At 61.6% G+C, this 15,907-nt stretch carries 16 protein-coding genes; 7 read left to right on the top strand and 9 right to left on the bottom strand.

The genetic code is table 11. From position 1 onward, the window contains the following. Positions 1–546 precede the first annotated feature (546 nt). The 3 genes from HFO71_RS27600 to HFO71_RS27590 are packed head-to-tail and all read left to right on the top strand — an operon-like array spanning position 547 to position 2,533. Positions 547–1,884, top strand: coding sequence for a nucleotide sugar dehydrogenase (locus HFO71_RS27600; protein ID WP_077979947.1), 1,338 nt, complete (start codon positions 547–549; stop codon positions 1,882–1,884). 48 nt (positions 1,885–1,932) lie between these two features. Beyond that, entirely contained in the window at positions 1,933–2,259 is a 327-nt protein-coding gene (locus HFO71_RS27595) for a type II toxin-antitoxin system Phd/YefM family antitoxin (protein ID WP_312883797.1), read from the top strand. 1 nt (position 2,260) lies between these two features. Next, positions 2,261–2,533, top strand: a complete 273-nt coding sequence (locus tag HFO71_RS27590) for a Txe/YoeB family addiction module toxin (RefSeq protein WP_077979946.1) — start codon at positions 2,261–2,263, stop codon at positions 2,531–2,533. A 53-nt stretch (positions 2,534–2,586) separates the two neighbouring features. Here the strand turns inward: HFO71_RS27590 and HFO71_RS27585 are convergent, their stop codons facing one another. Next, positions 2,587–3,813 carry a DUF3095 domain-containing protein gene (locus tag HFO71_RS27585; RefSeq protein WP_077979945.1) on the bottom strand — a complete coding sequence of 409 codons (1,227 nt, stop codon included), beginning with the start codon at positions 3,811–3,813 and terminating at the stop codon, positions 2,587–2,589. A gap of 173 nt (positions 3,814–3,986) precedes the next feature. On the opposite strand from HFO71_RS27585, the gene HFO71_RS27580 reads away from it, so the two are divergent. Beyond that, positions 3,987–4,466 (top strand): class I SAM-dependent methyltransferase, encoded by a 480-nt coding sequence (locus HFO71_RS27580; protein ID WP_077979944.1) that lies wholly within the window; start codon positions 3,987–3,989, stop codon positions 4,464–4,466. 67 nt (positions 4,467–4,533) lie between these two features. Here the strand turns inward: HFO71_RS27580 and HFO71_RS27575 are convergent, their stop codons facing one another. Both HFO71_RS27575 and HFO71_RS27570 read right to left on the bottom strand, forming a co-directional pair. Continuing rightward, complete coding sequence (locus HFO71_RS27575) at positions 4,534–6,324, bottom strand: ABC transporter ATP-binding protein (RefSeq protein WP_077979943.1); 1,791 nt, start codon at positions 6,322–6,324, stop codon at positions 4,534–4,536. A 417-nt stretch (positions 6,325–6,741) separates the two neighbouring features. Beyond that, on the bottom strand, positions 6,742–7,197 hold the full coding sequence (locus HFO71_RS27570) for an Rrf2 family transcriptional regulator (RefSeq protein WP_077979942.1): 456 nt from the start codon (positions 7,195–7,197) through the stop codon (positions 6,742–6,744). A 131-nt stretch (positions 7,198–7,328) separates the two neighbouring features. Between HFO71_RS27570 and HFO71_RS27565 the strand changes: the two genes are divergently transcribed. After that, positions 7,329–8,234 carry an NAD(P)/FAD-dependent oxidoreductase gene (locus HFO71_RS27565; RefSeq protein WP_221979790.1) on the top strand — a complete coding sequence of 302 codons (906 nt, stop codon included), beginning with the start codon at positions 7,329–7,331 and terminating at the stop codon, positions 8,232–8,234. Positions 8,235–8,401: 167 nt separating this feature from the next. Here HFO71_RS27565 and HFO71_RS27560 read toward each other — a convergent pair whose 3' ends face one another. The 4 genes from HFO71_RS27560 to HFO71_RS27545 form a co-directional block, all read right to left on the bottom strand. Continuing rightward, positions 8,402–9,100 carry an RES family NAD+ phosphorylase gene (locus HFO71_RS27560; RefSeq protein ID WP_077979940.1) on the bottom strand — a complete coding sequence of 233 codons (699 nt, stop codon included), beginning with the start codon at positions 9,098–9,100 and terminating at the stop codon, positions 8,402–8,404. After that, on the bottom strand, positions 9,094–9,507 hold the full coding sequence (locus HFO71_RS27555) for an MbcA/ParS/Xre antitoxin family protein (protein ID WP_077979939.1): 414 nt from the start codon (positions 9,505–9,507) through the stop codon (positions 9,094–9,096). The genes HFO71_RS27560 and HFO71_RS27555 overlap by 7 nt, the downstream gene beginning before the upstream one ends. A gap of 445 nt (positions 9,508–9,952) precedes the next feature. After that, complete coding sequence (locus tag HFO71_RS27550; protein ID WP_077979938.1) at positions 9,953–10,831, bottom strand: FkbM family methyltransferase; 879 nt, start codon at positions 10,829–10,831, stop codon at positions 9,953–9,955. Next, a complete protein-coding gene (locus HFO71_RS27545; protein ID WP_132613664.1) occupies positions 10,831–12,549 on the bottom strand; it encodes an adenylate/guanylate cyclase domain-containing protein in 1,719 nt (572 codons plus the stop codon). The genes HFO71_RS27550 and HFO71_RS27545 overlap by 1 nt, the downstream gene beginning before the upstream one ends. A gap of 179 nt (positions 12,550–12,728) precedes the next feature. Between HFO71_RS27545 and HFO71_RS27540 the strand changes: the two genes are divergently transcribed. Together HFO71_RS27540 and HFO71_RS27535 are read left to right on the top strand one after the other, a co-directional pair. Further along, positions 12,729–13,820, top strand: coding sequence for a glycosyltransferase family 4 protein (locus tag HFO71_RS27540; protein WP_077979936.1), 1,092 nt, complete (start codon positions 12,729–12,731; stop codon positions 13,818–13,820). Further along, entirely contained in the window at positions 13,817–14,602 is a 786-nt protein-coding gene (locus tag HFO71_RS27535; protein ID WP_077979935.1) for a polysaccharide deacetylase family protein, read from the top strand. Before HFO71_RS27540 ends, HFO71_RS27535 begins: the two co-directional genes overlap by 4 nt. Here HFO71_RS27535 and HFO71_RS27530 read toward each other — a convergent pair. Both HFO71_RS27530 and HFO71_RS27525 read right to left on the bottom strand, forming a co-directional pair. Continuing rightward, a complete protein-coding gene (locus tag HFO71_RS27530; RefSeq protein WP_132613668.1) occupies positions 14,559–15,461 on the bottom strand; it encodes an alpha/beta fold hydrolase in 903 nt (300 codons plus the stop codon). The genes HFO71_RS27535 and HFO71_RS27530 overlap by 44 nt on opposite strands. After that, positions 15,458–15,832 carry a GFA family protein gene (locus tag HFO71_RS27525; RefSeq protein ID WP_077979933.1) on the bottom strand — a complete coding sequence of 125 codons (375 nt, stop codon included), beginning with the start codon at positions 15,830–15,832 and terminating at the stop codon, positions 15,458–15,460. The genes HFO71_RS27530 and HFO71_RS27525 overlap by 4 nt, the downstream gene beginning before the upstream one ends. Positions 15,833–15,907: the final 75 nt, after the last annotated feature.

Here is a 15,907-nt window from a genome sequence, read left to right as displayed (position 1 = left end):
GCGGTGGTTATTATCGGAAGTCAAAATAGGGATGCTGCAAATGCGAAACAATGGGATCCGCGTTTTTTTGTGCGCTCAAGTTGCAGCAAACGGCGCGGTCTGAGTCATTTCCGCCACACCCGGCTAAAGGTGTTGTCCTGCTGGAGATCGGCGAGGACGCATATTCGCTGCGCCGACGGCGAGCTTGGCACGAACGGGGCCCACTCTCCGTCATCCCAGGCCTGAGCCGGTTATTCATGTTTGCTCCCGATAGAGGCCAGCGTAGATCCTGCGATCAAGCCCGAGGATGATGGAGCGTGTGGTGGCTTCTGGAGCAAGGCCGCGAGGGATACGAGCGCAGCTGCGCTTTTATGCAAGCTTCGTCAGCCGGTCATCTGCCCCACGGCCTCGATCCAGGCGGAGGTGGCAGCAGCCGAGTGCGGGGGCAGCGACCGGCAACCAGGACTGCAGCACCGCCAGCGATAAGAGGAAGATCCGCGCCTGGGTTTAATTTGCCCGGCTCATGCATTAGATCAGCCTTCTCTTCCCTGTTTGAAAGATCCCGCCTTGACCATCTCCCCCTTCGAGACGCTTTTGCTGAAGATCGAGACCCGCGCGGCCCGTGCCGGCATCATCGGCCTCGGCTATGTCGGCCTGCCGTTGGCGATGGCCGTGGCGCGCAGCGGCTTTGCGGTCACGGGCTTCGACATCGACCCGTCCAAGATGGTGGCGCTCGGTGCCCGCCGCTCCTATATCGACGCGGTGAGCGATGAGGCGCTTGTTGCCGAGATCGAAGCGGGCCGCTTCAAGGCAACCACCGATTTCGCCGGCCTTGCCGATTGCGACGTCATCATCATCTGCGTGCCGACGCCGCTCACCAAGCATCGCGATCCCGACCTTTCCTTCGTCGAGGCGACGTCGCGCTCGATTGCGGCGCATTTGCGCCCCGGTCAGCTCGTCGTGCTGGAATCCACCACCTATCCCGGCACGACCGATGACGTGGTGAAAGTCATTCTCGAAGGCACCGGGTTGAAATCCGGCTCCGACTTCTTCGTCGGTTTCTCGCCGGAGCGCGAGGATCCCGGAAACCAGCATTATCATACCGCCACCATCCCGAAGGTCGTTGCCGGCGACGGGCCGGAGGCGCTGGCGCTGATGAAGGCCTTCTATGGTGCGGCGGTATCGACCGTCGTTCCGGTCTCCTCGAACGCGACGGCCGAGGCGGTGAAGCTCACGGAAAACATCTTCCGCTCGGTCAACATTGCCCTCGTCAACGAGCTGAAGACCGTCTATGCGGCGATGGGCATCGACGTCTGGGAAGTGATCGACGCGGCCAAGACCAAGCCCTTCGGCTACATGCCCTTCTATCCCGGTCCCGGCCTTGGCGGCCATTGCATCCCGATCGATCCTTTCTACCTCACCTGGAAATCGCGCGAATACGAGCTGCCGACCCGCTTCATCGAACTCGCCGGCGAGATCAATTCGGCAATGCCGCGTTATGTCGTCGGCAAGCTCGCCGAGGCCCTCGACATCCGTGCCGGCAAGGCATTGAGCCGCAGCAGGGTGCTGGTGCTCGGGCTCGCCTACAAGAAGAACGTCGCCGATATAAGAGAGAGCCCGTCGCTGCGGCTGATCGAGATCATCGAGGAGCGTGGCGGACACGCAGATTACCATGATCCCTTCGTCGCCGAGATTCCGCCGACGCGCGAATACCAGGCGCTGAAAGGCCGCAAGTCGGTGGCGCTGACGCCGGATACCATTACCGGCTACGATGCTGTGCTGGTCGCGACGGATCACGACAGAATGGATTATGCGGCACTCGCAAAAAGTGCCACGCTGATCGTCGACACGCGCAACGTCTTCAACCGGCTCGGCCTTTCGGCCGATCACATCATCAAGGCGTGACTGAAAACGTCACTGCATGACTCTGTGTTCGGCAGCGACCCCACAGAGATGGCGGGTGAAGTGATGGCTGGACTTTCCAGCGATCTGTATATCCGTACGCTTGATGGTTACGAAAGGACGTCGATGGCCCACGTTCGCTTGACGGAGTTCCGCCAAAACATTGCAACCTATTTTGATCAAGTCCTCTCTTCTCGGGCTCCCCTGCTAGTGACCCGTCAAGGCTCGGAAGCGATGGTCTTGGTTGCCGAAGGCGAGTACGAGAGTATGCAAGAGACGCTACACCTGCTTTCGACGCCCGCTAATTCTGCCCGGCTACGCGAAAGTCTCGGACAGCTTCGAGAGGGGCAGGTGGTAGAGAGCGATCCCACTCTCTGACATGAAATTGCAATGGACCCCTAATTCCTGGGAAGAGTACGAATACTGGCAGAAAAACGACCAGAAGATGGTCGAGAGAATCGACGAACTCCTGAAGGATACAAAAAGGTCACCCTTTAAAAGTCTGGGCAAGCCAGAGCCACTGAAGGGAGATCTATCCGGATTTTGGTCAAGGCGCATCCTCGGAGAGCATCGACTCGTCTACTGCGTGACTGGCAAGGGTTCCAACCAACAGCTGGAAATCATCCAGTGCCGATTTCATTACGAAAAATAGGTTCTTGCGCAGTGCAGTTGATCGCGACGTCGAAAGCTTGCGCGATCATGGTGTTAAATCATGCTCGGCGCTGTAGAAAGCGACTTGCCGGTCATCCGGCTCGCGGCCACCGCATAACCGCCGGCCGCACCGTCGATGAAATGCATGTGGTCGCGCGAAATCGGCGTCGGCACGAAGCAGGTCATCAGCGCCGAGGCCTGCCGATGCAGGCCGTAGCGGACAATGCCCTTGGCGCGTGCCGCTTCCAGTAGTGTCTCGATCCGCTTCAGGTGTTCGGCGTCGACATCGATCGTCATCTTCAGCCCGTCGTCGAACTTGCGAAAATCGGAATTGCCGGCGACGTCGCGCTTGTAGCGGCGGGCGTCGAAGCGGCCGAGCGGAACGCCGAGCTTGTAGCACACGACGGTGATGGCAAGCTGCAGGAAGATGGTGAGCTTCTGCCGCAATCGCCGTCCAGCCGGCGCGGTGGCCTTGGCTTCGCGGTTGATGCCGTGCAGCGAAAAGGCAAGGTTCGGACCATCGGCCGGTACCGGGTGGCTATCCCGGTTCTGCTCGGTGGTGATGGCGACGATGCCGTTGACGAGGTCGCGGAATTCCTGTCCCGGCCGGCCTTCGCCGGGAACCGCGATGATCGAGACGATCTCGCCGTTGCGCGCTTCGATCGGGCTCCAGCGGCAGGAGAGACCGTTGAGATCGGGGCGCGTTCCCGGGGCCGCGCGGGCAACGCCGTACCGGCCGAGCTTCATTTGTCTTTCGGCCCAGCTGGTGCCGCCGCCCCAGAACATCGCATAGGTGACATAAGGGCTCGCGGAGTAACGCGCGACGCGCACGTCGAGGCCTTCGGCGCGGGTGTCGGCGACCGGCACGATTGCGATGCGCAGCGTCAGGCTCAAATCCTCCTCGACCCAGACCTGCACGGCGGCAAGGGCGTCGCGCGCTGCCTTTTCCAGCGAACCCGGAAGCGCAATCAGCGCGCCGTCGCCGCCGAAAACGAAGGGATAATCGCCCTTGCCGACGGAATTCAAGACCGCCGATATGACGCTGGCGCCCGCCATGTTGACATCCTTGTAACGGCCGGCAGCGATCGCCTGCGTCGAGCCGACGATGTCGGCCAGCGCCAGCACCCATCCGTCCGGAAGCGGCCGGTAGTTGGCGGCGTCGGTCACGCCTTCAAATTCGCTGAAGAGCGGCACTTCGCCAAAGAAGGTTTCGTCGGTCACGGTTTTCATATCATCCAGCTTAGCACAGACCCATGTCGCCACTGCAACGCCAATTCCCATTTACGGCAATCGACTTGGCAAGGTTTCATGTGTTAGAGCATTTCCTGCTTTTTCGGACGCACGGAAACGCTCTAACTTTTTGTTTTTACGCAATTCCGGACGCAAAACCGCTCTCGCGCTTTTGCTGGAATTCCTCCAGGACCGCCGACGATTTCATGACGGATATAGAATAGATGAGCCGCCTCGACAGCTTCATTCGCCGGTTGACGGCTCAACGCGACATTTTGAACGCGATCATCGATCTGGTGGGGGAAACGCCGGGCCCGGTACTGGAGTTCGGTCTCGGCAACGGGCGCACCTACGATCACCTGCGCGAGAACTTTCCCGGCCGTCGCATCGTCGCTTTCGACTGGGAAGTCCGTTCCTATTCGGCCTCGACCCCAGCGGCGGAAGACATGGTGACCGGCGATATCCGCGAGTCCGGCCAGGCCTTCGTCAGCATCGGCGCTGCCCTTGCCCATGCCGATATCGGCACCGGTCATGACGAGATCGACGCGGTGACGCTGACCTGGCTGCCGCAGCTGATGGCCGGCGTGCTCGCCCATGACGGCATCGCCGTCAGCGGGCTGCCGCTGGAGCATCCCGAACTGATGGCGCTGCCGCTGCCGGAGGGCATCAAGGAAGGCCGCTATTTCCTGTATCGCAGGACGTAGCATCAGCAATTGCAAGTGCTATAGCGCCGCGCGTCTGAAAAGACGTGCGGCGCTGTCGTGTGTCGGTTCACGCCACCAGACCCTTGGTCAGTTCCAGCGCCTGCCGTTCGAACAGCCGGCGATAGATACCGTTATTGAGCCTGATCAGCGCCTGATGGTCGCCTTCTTCGACAATCTTTCCCTTGTCGAAGACCAGCAGCCGGTCCAGCGCTCGCACCGTCGACAGCCGGTGGGCGATGACCAGCGTCGTGCGGCCGTTCATCAGGCGTTCCATGGCCTGCTGGATCTGCACTTCGCTCTCGCTATCGAGGCTCGACGTCGCTTCGTCCAGGATCAGCACCGGGGCATCGGCCAGGAAGGCACGGGCAATGGCGACACGTTGCCGCTCGCCGCCCGACAGCTTGACGCCGCGTTCCCCCACCATCGTCTCATAGCCCTTGGGAAGGTCCATGATGAAGTCGTGCGCACTGGCCTGTTTCGCCGCCTGCTCGATCTCGCGCCGCGAGGCGTTCGGCCTGGAATAGGCGATGTTTTCCGCCAGCGTGCGGTGGAACAGGATGGGCTCCTGCTGCACGATCGCGATCTGGCCGCGCAGGCTTGATTGCTTGGCCGCCGCAATATCCTGGCCGTCGATGCGGATTTCGCCCGCGTTCACGTCATAGAGCCGCTGGATGAGCTTGACGAAGGTCGTCTTGCCCGAGCCCGAATGCCCGACCAGACCCACGCGCTCGCCCGGCTTGATGGTGACCGAAAAATCCTCATAAAGCGGGGTGGGATGCGCACCATACTGGAAGGTGACGCGATCGAAGACGATCTCGCCCTCGCCAATCTTGATCGGCTTGGCGTTCGGCTTGTCTTCGATACCAAGCGGCATCTTGTCGAGCAGCACCAGTTCTTCCATGTCGTTGACGGAACGTTGCAGATTGCGGATGTCCTGGCCGACATTGCGCAGGTAACCTTGCAGAACGAAGAACATGGCCAGCACGAAGGTAATGTCGCCAGGCGTCGCCAGCCCCTGCTGCCACATGATCAAGCCCGTTCCCAGAATACCTGCCTGCATGGAAACCATCATGAAGCCCTGGATCGTGCCGCTCAACGTGCCGCGCTTCCACGTCCGTCGCGTCCGGCTGTCCCATTTGGTCAGCACGTGGCGCAAGCGTCCCTCTTCGCGGTTTTCAGCGCCGAACGCCTTGACCACCGAATTGCAGCTGATGGCATCTGCCAGCGCACCACCAAGCTTGGTGTCCCAGGCATTGGCAAGCCTTGCCGCCGGCGACACGAAGCCCATGGAAAGCGCCACGGTCACGCCGATATAAATCAGCGACCCCGCAGCCACGATCAGCCCCATGATCGGCCAATAGCTGCCGAGCACGATGCTGGCGCCGACCAGCATGACGATGGACGGCAGCAGGGCGACCAGCAGCAAGTCGTTGAGCTGGTCGAGCGCCCACATGCCGCGGGTGATCTTGCGCACCGTCGAGCCGGCAAAGCTGTTGGCGTGCCAGTCGGTCGAGAAACGCTGCACCTTGTGGAAACCGTTATTGACCACATCCGCCATGGTGCGCAGCGTCAGCCGGATGATGCCGTTGAAGATGAACCAGCGCAGCACCACGCTGGTGAGGCCGAGTGTCACGACGATGACGAAGGCGCGCAAAGCACCATCAGCCGCATTGCTGCCGGCAATGGCATCGACGATCCGGCCGGAAAACACCGGCACCATGACTTCGGCCAGAGTGCTGACGACCACCAGCACAATAATAATGGCCACCAAAAGAGGCCGATGGGTCCAATGATGGAAAACAAAGCCGAGCACATGGCGATAGGCATCGGCGCGGAAGTCGAGCTTCTTGCGAGTCATTTTAATCGCTCGGCGCCGTGTCGGCGACCGGTCCTCAAAAATAGAGAGTTGGATGGCACAGCCCAAACGGGAGACGAAATAATCCCGTCGGATCAATCGGGCTGTGAATTAAGGGAAAACCGAATTTCGGGCGCGCGAGGCGGGCCGCGAATGGAAATGACCTAGTGTCGGGACATTCCGTGCGGGAAGGTTTCGATGATTGCTGGTGTCATGCAACGCCTCCCTATGTTCGAACTAAAGCGGTGAGCGTTTTGTACCGAAGCAATTCGCCATTGCCAAGCGGATATTTGCAACCTTACGGAAGGTGATGCGGAAACGACACAGCTTGTGCGGTTGCGAAGAGAGGGTTCGGCCGGCCCGTCCGCCGAAAACGGCATCAAGAAAGGCCGTTATTTCCTCTACCGCGGGTCACCCCGCTCATGAGGCGCAGGAATAGGATGTGGCGGGGCGGGCGGTCAGTTTTTCTTCGAAGTCGGCGGCGATCTTGTCGAGCGTCACGCTGTCCAACCGCTGCAGCAGCAGGGCCTGGGCCTCCTTCATCGCGTCGCCGAGAGCGACATTCACCGCCTGTTCCACCAGGCATTGCGGCTGGTCGTCGGCCGGGCCAATGGCGAAGAGATGCGGTTCGCCGATGGCGCGGTAGACATCGAGCAGGGTGATCTCAGACAAGGGACGCACCAGAGTCCAGCCGCCGCCATGGCCTTTTTCGGAGCGGACGTAACCCTGTTCGCGAAGGCCGGCCATGGTGCGGCGCACGACGACGGGATTGGTGTTCAGCATTTTCGCGATCATATCGGAGGTCGCCGAATGCTGGTGCTTATCCATGTGGATCAGCACGTGCAGCATGCGTGAAAGGCGGCTGTCATTGCGCATCGTTCTCTTCCTGTCGATTGGGCGGGTCATTATCGCAAGCGGCTTGTAACAAGACAAGTAACATGATGCTTGACGCCGGCGTGTCATGTAACTTATGTTGAGTCATGAGTTCGATATCAAGGGAGAGTTCCATGTCGTTTGAAGCCATCGTCATCGGCGGAAATTTCGCCGGCTTGTCGGCAGCGATGCAGCTGGTCCGGGCACGGCTGCGCGTGCTGCTCGTCGATGCCGGCGCGCCGCGCAACCGGTTTTCTGAAGCCTCGCATGGGTTCTTGGGGCAGGACGGCCAAACGCCGGCCGCGATCATGCAGGAGGGAAAGCGGCAGCTTTCGCTTTATCCGACCATCGCCATCCGCGAGGGAAAAGTCGTCCGAGCGCACAGCGATGGTGACGCGTTCATCGTCGGCACCGAAGACGGCGGCGAAGAACGAGCTGCGCGCATCGTGCTTGCAACCGGCGTCAGCGACACGCTGCCCGAAATCCCCGGCCTCAAGGAGCGATGGGGCCGCTCGGCGCTGCACTGCCCCTATTGCCACGGTTTTGAGGTCGGTGGCGGCAAGCTCGGCGTTCTCGCAAACCATCCGCATTCGGCCCATTCTGCCATGATGATCCCGGATTGGGGCGCAACGACCTTTTTCACCCAGGCGCTGTTCGAGCCCGATGAAGAGCAATTGGTGAAGCTGACGGCCCGTGGCGTCCGGATCGAACGCAGCCCTATCGTGGAATTGTTGGGCGACAATCCGAAGCTTGAGGCGGTTCGCCTCGCCGATGGCCGCATCGTGCCGCTCGATGCCGTCTTCGTCGCGCCGAAAACGACGATGGCGAGCCCGGTTGCCGAACAGCTCGGCTGCGCCTTCGACGACGGCCCGTTCGGGCCAATCATTCGGGTCGCCGACAACAAGGAAACCACCGTCAAGGGTGTCTTTGCCGCCGGCGATGCGGCTAGCGCCATGCACAATGCCACGCTCGCCTCCGCCTCAGGCGTGCTCGCCGGCGTGCACTGCCATCAGTCGCTGGTCATGTCGTCGGCCGCATAAGGCGGAAACAGCACGTCAAGCGGGTGAAAGTTCCCCCAGCAGGTCAGGTCCCATCGCTTAGCCGAACTGAAAATCTCAACGCTTTTGCTTTCATGCGGCGCGGAACCGCCTGATTACCGCTCGAACACACAAATCCGGCAATATGGAGCAATTGCCACAGCTACCGGTTAAGTTACCGCCAGTACCGCCCCGGTGTCGTACTGACGCACGAAATCCACCCGCATGCCGTTCCAGTGATAGCAGTAATGCCGCCCTTGCACAGGAATGGCGATGGCGTCCGGCCAGAAAATGCCGATACAACGTTGCCCGGGCATTCGAACGCTGTTCCACAAGAGACCATCGCTTCCCGCTGCACGAAGTTCGCGTCCCTCGATCTGGGAAGCGGTGTAATCGTCCGGATGCAGGGCGCCAGGCACCGCGTTCACGTCGTCTAGTCCTCGGTCCACGCTGCCCACCAGGACACGAAAGTCCGATGTCCACCCGGGACGTTGGGGCGTTGAGCTCATGAACTTCTGATGATGATGTATTGTTTCGGCGACAGCGACTTCTTCACTTTCGCCTGCATAGTAGATACCATAGCTTCCGTCCGTGAAGCGTCCCGGCCGCCCCGTTGAGCAATGGACGAAGGGGGCCATTACATAACTAGCGCCGGTGCCCGAAACGCGACGGTTCGCGGGCACCTTTCCAAGATCGCCCACCTCAAATCGAATGCGCGGATTGGTTTTCGCCTCGACGGCCACAAGGGCCTCCCAGTCGCGGGGGTCGGCGATGTCCTCGAACAAATCGATTGGCGGATGGATCGATCTAATGATGCGGTAGGTTTTAGGCCACTGTACATGGGCGCGGACAGCAAGGCCACTTACCATGCGCTCCGTTCCGCATCGAGCCATTCACGCATCACGGCAAGATCAGACAGCTCGCCCTGAAGCATCACGTCCAGTGCCGACTTGCCGCCAAAGGCCGTATTGGGTGCTTTGATCCACTCATATCCCCTTGATGGATCCTTAAACAGATGTCGCACTCCCTTGTGGATACCCATCAGGTGAGCCATCCGCATTTTCAGGTCCCGATCGACACGTCCCACCTTGCCTTCTTTCCACCGTGCCCATGTGCGGGCTGACAAACCTCCGAGCAAGGTGCAAGCCTGGGCCTCCGTGAGCTTCCAGGCATTGAAGAGGTTTACCGTCGTGCGGGCGAGCGCCCCTGCTTCCAAATCGGTGATTTCAGCCGATGTTCTGTTAAAGGGAGTCGAAGCAACAGGTTGAAGCCGCATGGCATCCTCTCTTTCTGGCAGAAAGATAGCATATTGTTGCCAATTGGCAAATCCAATTCTCGCATCACATGGACAGCAAAGAGACTGGCCGAACGCTCAAGCCTTCGCTTCATCTCATGGCGTCAACAGGCTGGTTGTGAATGCGGCGCATGATGAGGTGGGTGTTACAAGGCGCTCGGATGGATCACTATTGACGCCGGGGCGTGACCATCCGCTGCTGATCAAAATATGGTCGTTAGGATGCTTTCGTATCCAGTCGCTGGCCGGGCACCCTTTGAGCAAGTTTTCCGCGTGGAACGCCTGGCGATACCAATATTGCGTGCATTTCGCGATCAAAAATCTAGGGCGGGTCGCGCGAAAGTGTTACTTGGACTTCGCGATTATGAAATGCGCAAAATCGATGACCTAAAGCGCGGCAAGCGAGCCTGAAAGATTGCGACCCACTTCAAGGTAGGAACAGCACGTTGTACTGATCGACATCGCCCGGCAGGTCGCGAACCTTCATCTCCACCTCGCGGTCTTCGAAGAGGACGAGGCAGTCCTCGTAGAAACCCGACAGCATGCCGACGAAGGCCTTCGTTCCCTCACGCCCGTAGAAGAGCGGCGTGAATTCCATGTAGAGCGGCACGCGGCGGGCAAGCAGCGGCTGCATCGACCGGCAGGCGACCGGCTCGTAGCCCTCGATGTCCATCCAGACGAGGCCGATTACGGCCGGGTCGATCGAAAGACCGGCAAGGATCTCGGAAACCGGTTTCACCGGCACGCTGATCTTCTTGTCTGTCGGGCTTTGGCGGATGGCGCTGCTCTTGCCGTGGTTGTTGAGGTTGAGAAAAAAGTCGATCTCGCCTTCGTACTCGCCGGCGGCGCAGTTGACGAGCCGGACCTTCTCCTCCAGCCGGTTCTGGCGGATGTTAAGTTGAAGCAGCGGGAAATTGCGTGGATCGGGCTCGATGCTGATCATATGGGCATAAGTGTCGCTGAGCGCGAAATAGACGGTCTGGGTGCCGATATTGCCGCCGATCTCGAGCAGCGTTGCGTTCTTTCGCAAAAGGCCGCGCTCGCGCAGGATGACGATCAGCCGGTCGACGGCCTCGCGCTCGAAATGGCCCTTCCGGAACACCTTGCGGCCGATATAGTCGGCGGGAGAGAAGGTCATGAGATGGTCGCCGGCATCGACCGTCATCGAGACGACGCGCGGGCCGATATTCTCGATCAGCAGGCGGCGGCCGAAGCGGGTGTCGAAGAAGCGCGAAGCGGCCGCATTGCGCGCCTTGCGCAGCCGGCGGCTCCAGTATTTGGCGGTCAGCCAGGGCTTGCCGGGCATCAGGTTTTTCCTTCGAGCGGTTCTGCCGCTTTCTCTCTCGGAATCACGTAAACTTTCAAGGGCAGCGCCCGGCCGCGCACACTGATTTCACGGCTTTCGATGCCGGAAAGATCAGCACCCGAAAGGCTCGCCACCGGTTCGGAGATGACGATCGCCGCCTCGAACTCCTTGGCGGCGGTCTCGAGCCGGCTCGCAACATTCACGGTATCGCCGATCGCCGTCATGCTGCGCACCCGGCCGTATCCCATCGTGCCGACGACGGCCGGGCCGGTGTGAATGCCAATCGCGATGCGCAGCGGCAGCGCCAGTTCGTCGGCCAGCTCGGCGGCCAGTTTCTCGATCTCGGCGACGATCGATGCCGCCGCGTTAAGCGCCTGGCGGCAAGCTTCCTCCGGTGCGGTGTTGAGGCCGAAGAGCGCCATGGCGCCGTCGCCGATGAACTTGTCGAGCCGCCCGCCCGACTGCTCCACCGCCTTGCCGATGATGGCGAAATAGCGGTTCAGCAGGAAGACCACGTCGAAGGGCAGGCGGGTTTCCGTGAGCGTGGTGAAATGGCGGATATCGACGAAGAGCACGGCGATCTCGCGCTCGCGCCCGGGGCTCGTCTCCTGGCTGTTGGCGGGAAGGGCCGCTTCGATCGCCGGTACGAGAAGCGGCGCGACGGCAACATCGCGGTTCGGACGAAGCTGACAGGCGAGCCGGACATCCGGGCCGGCATTGATGCGCTTCAGCGTCGTCTGTTCCATCTTGTCGGGGCCAGGCAGGCTTTCGTAATCGCCAAGGATCTGCACGCGGCAGGTGGAGCACTGGCCCTTGCCGCCGCAGACGGCATAATGCGGCAGCCCGCCGAGCCGGCTCGCTTCCAGCACCGAGAAGCCGCGCGGCACACGGATGACCTCGCCGCCCGGATAATTCACGGTGACCTGGTCGAGCCGCTCCTTCAGCTTGCGCCGGGCGCGGGCGGCGACGACGATGAGCAGCGAGGCCGAGAAGGCGCCGTAGAGCCCGGCGCGGATCATGGCGATCTGACGGTGAACTTCCGGGTTCGAGGCGTAACGGGTGTTGACGCCCTCCTTGTAAGTGCTGACCGTCATTGACTGCTGGTAGGAAGGGTCGGCGAGCGTCCGGCCCATTTCGACGAAGCCCAGCAGCGCGAGCACCGGCACGAGGATGGCGAGCGCCAGCATGAGCGGTGCGAAGTCCGGATACCAGGAGCGGTAGCGCAGCCAGAAATGGATGCCGATGCAGCCGTGGATCCAGACGGCGACGAGGGCGAGCGCCTGCCGCGCGCCATTCGCCGGAGATTTGATCCACAGCGAACCGACGACCGTCTCGTAGTCGTCAATGTAGCCGTAGAACTCGTGGGCGATGCGCGTGCCGATGACATGATCGAAGAGAAGCAGCGGGATCATCAGGCCGAGCACGATCTGGGCCATTTCCCCCTTCGGCATCACCAGGCTGCGGCGCATGTATATGGCGCGCAGCACCAGCGCGATATGGATGAGCACCGACGAATAGAAGACGGCGGTCCCCAGGGGATTACGCCAGATCGCCAGGAAAAGATGGGCGGCCTTGTCGGCGGCGGCGACGGAAATCAGGCCAATCGCATGGTTCGACAAATGCAGCAGGACGAAGACAAAAATGACGAGGCCGGAACCGAGCCTCGCCCTTCTGATCGTACGCTCCGAAAAAATCCCTGTGGCCGAGACCGTCGTCATTCATTCCCGTTCTTGTCGATGTAACCGCACGCCCATAGAGATTGGCAAAGAGGCGGAATTGCTTCGATCGCGATCACATTCCATATGTTTATGCGCAAGTTTTCGGCAAAGGGACAATAGCGGAATTTTCCCGACCGGCGCGAAAGTTGTAAACAGTGTGTCTTACCTGAGGTGTGCCAATGCGGGTGGCTTTCTACGCGCCGATGAAATCGCCGAACCATCCGGTGCCCTCAGGCGACCGGCTGATGGCGCGGCTGTTGATCCGGGCGCTGGAGCTTGGCGGGCATGAGGTCGACATCGCCTCCGAATTCCGCACCTATGCGACGACACCGGAGGCGGCAGCGGCGCTCGAACCCGCCACCGGCGCCGAACTGCAGCGGCTGCGGCTGGCATGGCAATCCGCGCCGCGGCCGGAACTCTGGTTCTGCTACCACCCCTATTACAAATCGCCCGATCCGTTCGGGCCTGTTATCTCCGCCGAATTCGCCATTCCCTATGTCACCGCCGAAGCCTCCTATGCGGCAAAACGCGACCGGACCGGCTGGGCCACTGCCCAGAAGCTGGTGGGTGAGGCGATCATGCAGGCGGCGGTCAATATCAGCTTCACCGAACGCGATCAGGCTGGGCTTGCCGCCGCCTTTCCGCAAGCGCGGCTTGCCGGGCTGAAACCCTTCATCGACACGGCGTTGTTCGAAAAGGCGTCGCCGGTACCCGGTCCGCGCCGGCTGATGACGGTCGCGATGATGCGGGCCGGCGACAAGATGGACAGTTATGCGATGCTCGCAAAGGCGGTGCGACTGATCGAAGACCGGCCCTGGACGCTTGCCGTCATCGGCGATGGGCCGATGCGCCAGGAGGTGCAGGCGCTGTTTGCTGGTCTTCCCGGTCGCATCGAATGGCTGGGTGAGCGCAATGCCGTCGAGATCGCCGCATTGCTCGGACGCGGCGACCTCTATGTCTGGCCCGGCTGCGGCGAGGCCTATGGTCTTGCCTATCTGGAGGCCCAGGCCGCCGGCCTGCCCGTCGTCGCGCAGGAAACGGCGGGCGTGCCCGCGGTGGTCGAGGCTGGCGTAACCGGCCTGCTGACGCCGGATGGCGATGTCGCCGCCTATGCCGAGGCCGTGGCTGCCCTGCTTGACGACAGGCAGAGGCGCGACGCCATGGCGCAGGCGGCGCGGCGCTTGGTGCTTGGGCAACGCTCGCTTGCGATGGCGGCGCAGGACTTGAACGGAATTTTGCGGGACAATGCAGCAACAGGAGTGACGCGATGAGCGACGGGATAGCCTGGGACCCCCTGCACCGCGAGCTTGACCGCTGGCAGGCCGCCGGCCGCGTGGCGCGGTTCTGGCTGCGGGATGACGACGCCGTCGAGCCGACGCCTGATCTGGAGACGCTGCTGGCGCTGACTGGCGAATCCGGGGTGCCGCTGGCGCTTGCCGTCATTCCCGGCCTGACCGGCGAGGCCCTGGCCCTGCGGCTGGCGGAGGAGGCGGGCGTCGCGGTCTCGGTGCATGGTTGGTCTCATACGAATTACGCGGGGCCGGAGCGGAAGAAGCAGGAACTCGGCGGCGACCGGCCGGCGGGGGCTGTGCTCGGCGAATTGGGCGAAGGGTTCCGGTTGCTGGAGCGGCTGCATCCGGCTCGCTTCCTGCCAGTGCTGGTGCCGCCGTGGAACCGGATCGATGCGACCCTGATCCCGGCGCTGCCCGGCCTCGGATTTGCTGCCCTTTCAGTCTATGGGCGGGCAAAGCAGGATGGGCCGATGCCGCTGCTCAACACCCATGTCGACATCATCGACTGGCACGGCACGCGCGGCGGACGGAGCGAGGCGGAATTGGTGGCCGAACTGGTGGCGGAGCTTGACGACCGGTTTGCCGGCAGCGACGAGCCGATCGGCGTGCTCACGCACCACCTGGTGCATGACGCGGCCGCATGGGATTTTCTGTCAGCCTTGTTTGCGATGACGGCCCCGCATCCCGCCGTCTGCTGGTCGCCGGCGTCGGCACTTCTCAAGGCTCAGGCGCGTGAACCCGTTCAAGGAACTCGCGCATGAGTGCCACGACGTCGTCGAGATGCGTCTCGAGCAGCCAGTGGCCGCCGCCGAGCAGATGGAGTTCGGCATCCGGCAGATCGCGCAGATAGGCCCGCGCCGATTTTTCCGGCATGTAGTGGTCGTTCGGACCCCAGACGATCAAGGTGGGCGGCCGGTATTCGCTGAGGTATTTGCGGTGTTCGGGAAACCAGGCCCGGTTCTCCTTCAGTCCGGCGATCAGGTCCGTGGCGATTTCCTTGCGCCGAGGCGTGATCAGCGACCAATGCAGCTTCCAGAGATCGGGCGGAATCGTATCGGTGAGCGGAGGCGGCAGATCGTTGAGGAACTCCTCCTTGAAAGTCTCCTCGCTGATTGCCTCCGCCAGCGCCTTCCTCATCTCCGATCTCGGAAGCGTCCACGTCGCTTCGATATCCGCATATTTCGGTCCAAGGGCATCCTCATAGGGGATATCGCCGTTCTGGATGATCAGCCCCGCGATGCGCTGTGGGGCGCTGATCGCCAACCGGGCACCGATCGGCGAGCCGAAATCGTGGAGGTAGAGGACGAACCGGTCGAGATTCATCGCAGCGACAAAGGCCTCCAGCCAGGCAGCGTATCCATCGAAGCTGTAGTCGAAATCGTCAGGCGTGCCGCTGTAGCCCGCACCCGGGAAATCCGGCGCAATCAGGCGCCAGCGGTCGGCAAGGCGCGGCATGAGATTGCGAAATTCATAGGATGAGCAGGGATATCCATGCGGCAGCAACAACACCGGCGCATCTTCCCGGCCGGCCTCGCGGTAAAATGTTTCGACGCCGGCAACAGTCATCCAGCGATGTCGGACAAGAGTGGCCACGGCAACCTCCTCGGAACCGTTCTTCATTTTCGGTCTTCGTCATACTGCTCGGCGCCTTCGACCGGCCGCAGCCACGGCTCGCGGCGTTTGATCCAGAGTTCGTAGCTCGGCACAAGCGGCGTCGGCGCCTCGGAGAGGATGCCAAGCTTGATTTCGGCCTCATGATCATCGGCGGAAAACAGGCGCGAACCGCAACTTGTGCAGAAATTCCGACCTTGAAACGCGGCGGTTTGCCCTGAATGTTCGAATTGGGCGGCCGGCCAGATGCCATAGAAGGTAAAGGCCGAACCGCTTTCGCGCCGACAGTCCGTGCAATGACAGATCCCAACGCGTAAGGGTTCGCCTCGGACGGAAATGCGCACCTGCCCACAGAGACACTTTCCGGAAAGCACGGTCATGACTGAGCCTGTTTTCGTTGATTTTGCGCTGCCGGGAAAACGGTCTGGCCCCGCATCTGTTCCCTCGAGACGTCG

The organism is Rhizobium laguerreae (assembly GCF_019778565.1).
Lineage (GTDB): Bacteria > Pseudomonadota > Alphaproteobacteria > Rhizobiales > Rhizobiaceae > Rhizobium > Rhizobium laguerreae.
Note: the sequence above shows the minus strand (reverse complement) of the source record. Positions and strands in the feature narration are given on the sequence as shown.

Excerpts from the sequence above, each read along its gene's own strand:
- HFO71_RS27565 (WP_221979790.1), top strand. The coding sequence starts at position 7,329 with ATGTCGTTTGAAGCCATCGTCATCGGCGGAAATTTCGCCGGCTTGTCG.
- HFO71_RS27580 (WP_077979944.1), top strand. The coding sequence starts at position 3,987 with ATGAGCCGCCTCGACAGCTTCATTCGCCGGTTGACGGCTCAACGCGAC.
- HFO71_RS27570 (WP_077979942.1), bottom strand. The coding sequence starts at position 7,197 with ATGCGCAATGACAGCCGCCTTTCACGCATGCTGCACGTGCTGATCCAC.
- HFO71_RS27590 (WP_077979946.1), top strand. The coding sequence starts at position 2,261 with ATGAAATTGCAATGGACCCCTAATTCCTGGGAAGAGTACGAATACTGG.
- HFO71_RS27575 (WP_077979943.1), bottom strand. The coding sequence starts at position 6,324 with ATGACTCGCAAGAAGCTCGACTTCCGCGCCGATGCCTATCGCCATGTG.
- HFO71_RS27555 (WP_077979939.1), bottom strand. The coding sequence starts at position 9,507 with ATGCGGCTTCAACCTGTTGCTTCGACTCCCTTTAACAGAACATCGGCT.
- HFO71_RS27525 (WP_077979933.1), bottom strand. The coding sequence starts at position 15,832 with ATGACCGTGCTTTCCGGAAAGTGTCTCTGTGGGCAGGTGCGCATTTCC.
- HFO71_RS27530 (WP_132613668.1), bottom strand. The coding sequence starts at position 15,461 with ATGAAGAACGGTTCCGAGGAGGTTGCCGTGGCCACTCTTGTCCGACAT.
- HFO71_RS27540 (WP_077979936.1), top strand. The coding sequence starts at position 12,729 with ATGCGGGTGGCTTTCTACGCGCCGATGAAATCGCCGAACCATCCGGTG.
- HFO71_RS27560 (WP_077979940.1), bottom strand. The coding sequence starts at position 9,100 with ATGGTAAGTGGCCTTGCTGTCCGCGCCCATGTACAGTGGCCTAAAACC.
- HFO71_RS27535 (WP_077979935.1), top strand. The coding sequence starts at position 13,817 with ATGAGCGACGGGATAGCCTGGGACCCCCTGCACCGCGAGCTTGACCGC.
- HFO71_RS27545 (WP_132613664.1), bottom strand. The coding sequence starts at position 12,549 with ATGACGACGGTCTCGGCCACAGGGATTTTTTCGGAGCGTACGATCAGA.
- HFO71_RS27595 (WP_312883797.1), top strand. The coding sequence starts at position 1,933 with ATGGCGGGTGAAGTGATGGCTGGACTTTCCAGCGATCTGTATATCCGT.
- HFO71_RS27585 (WP_077979945.1), bottom strand. The coding sequence starts at position 3,813 with ATGGGAATTGGCGTTGCAGTGGCGACATGGGTCTGTGCTAAGCTGGAT.
- HFO71_RS27550 (WP_077979938.1), bottom strand. The coding sequence starts at position 10,831 with ATGCCCGGCAAGCCCTGGCTGACCGCCAAATACTGGAGCCGCCGGCTG.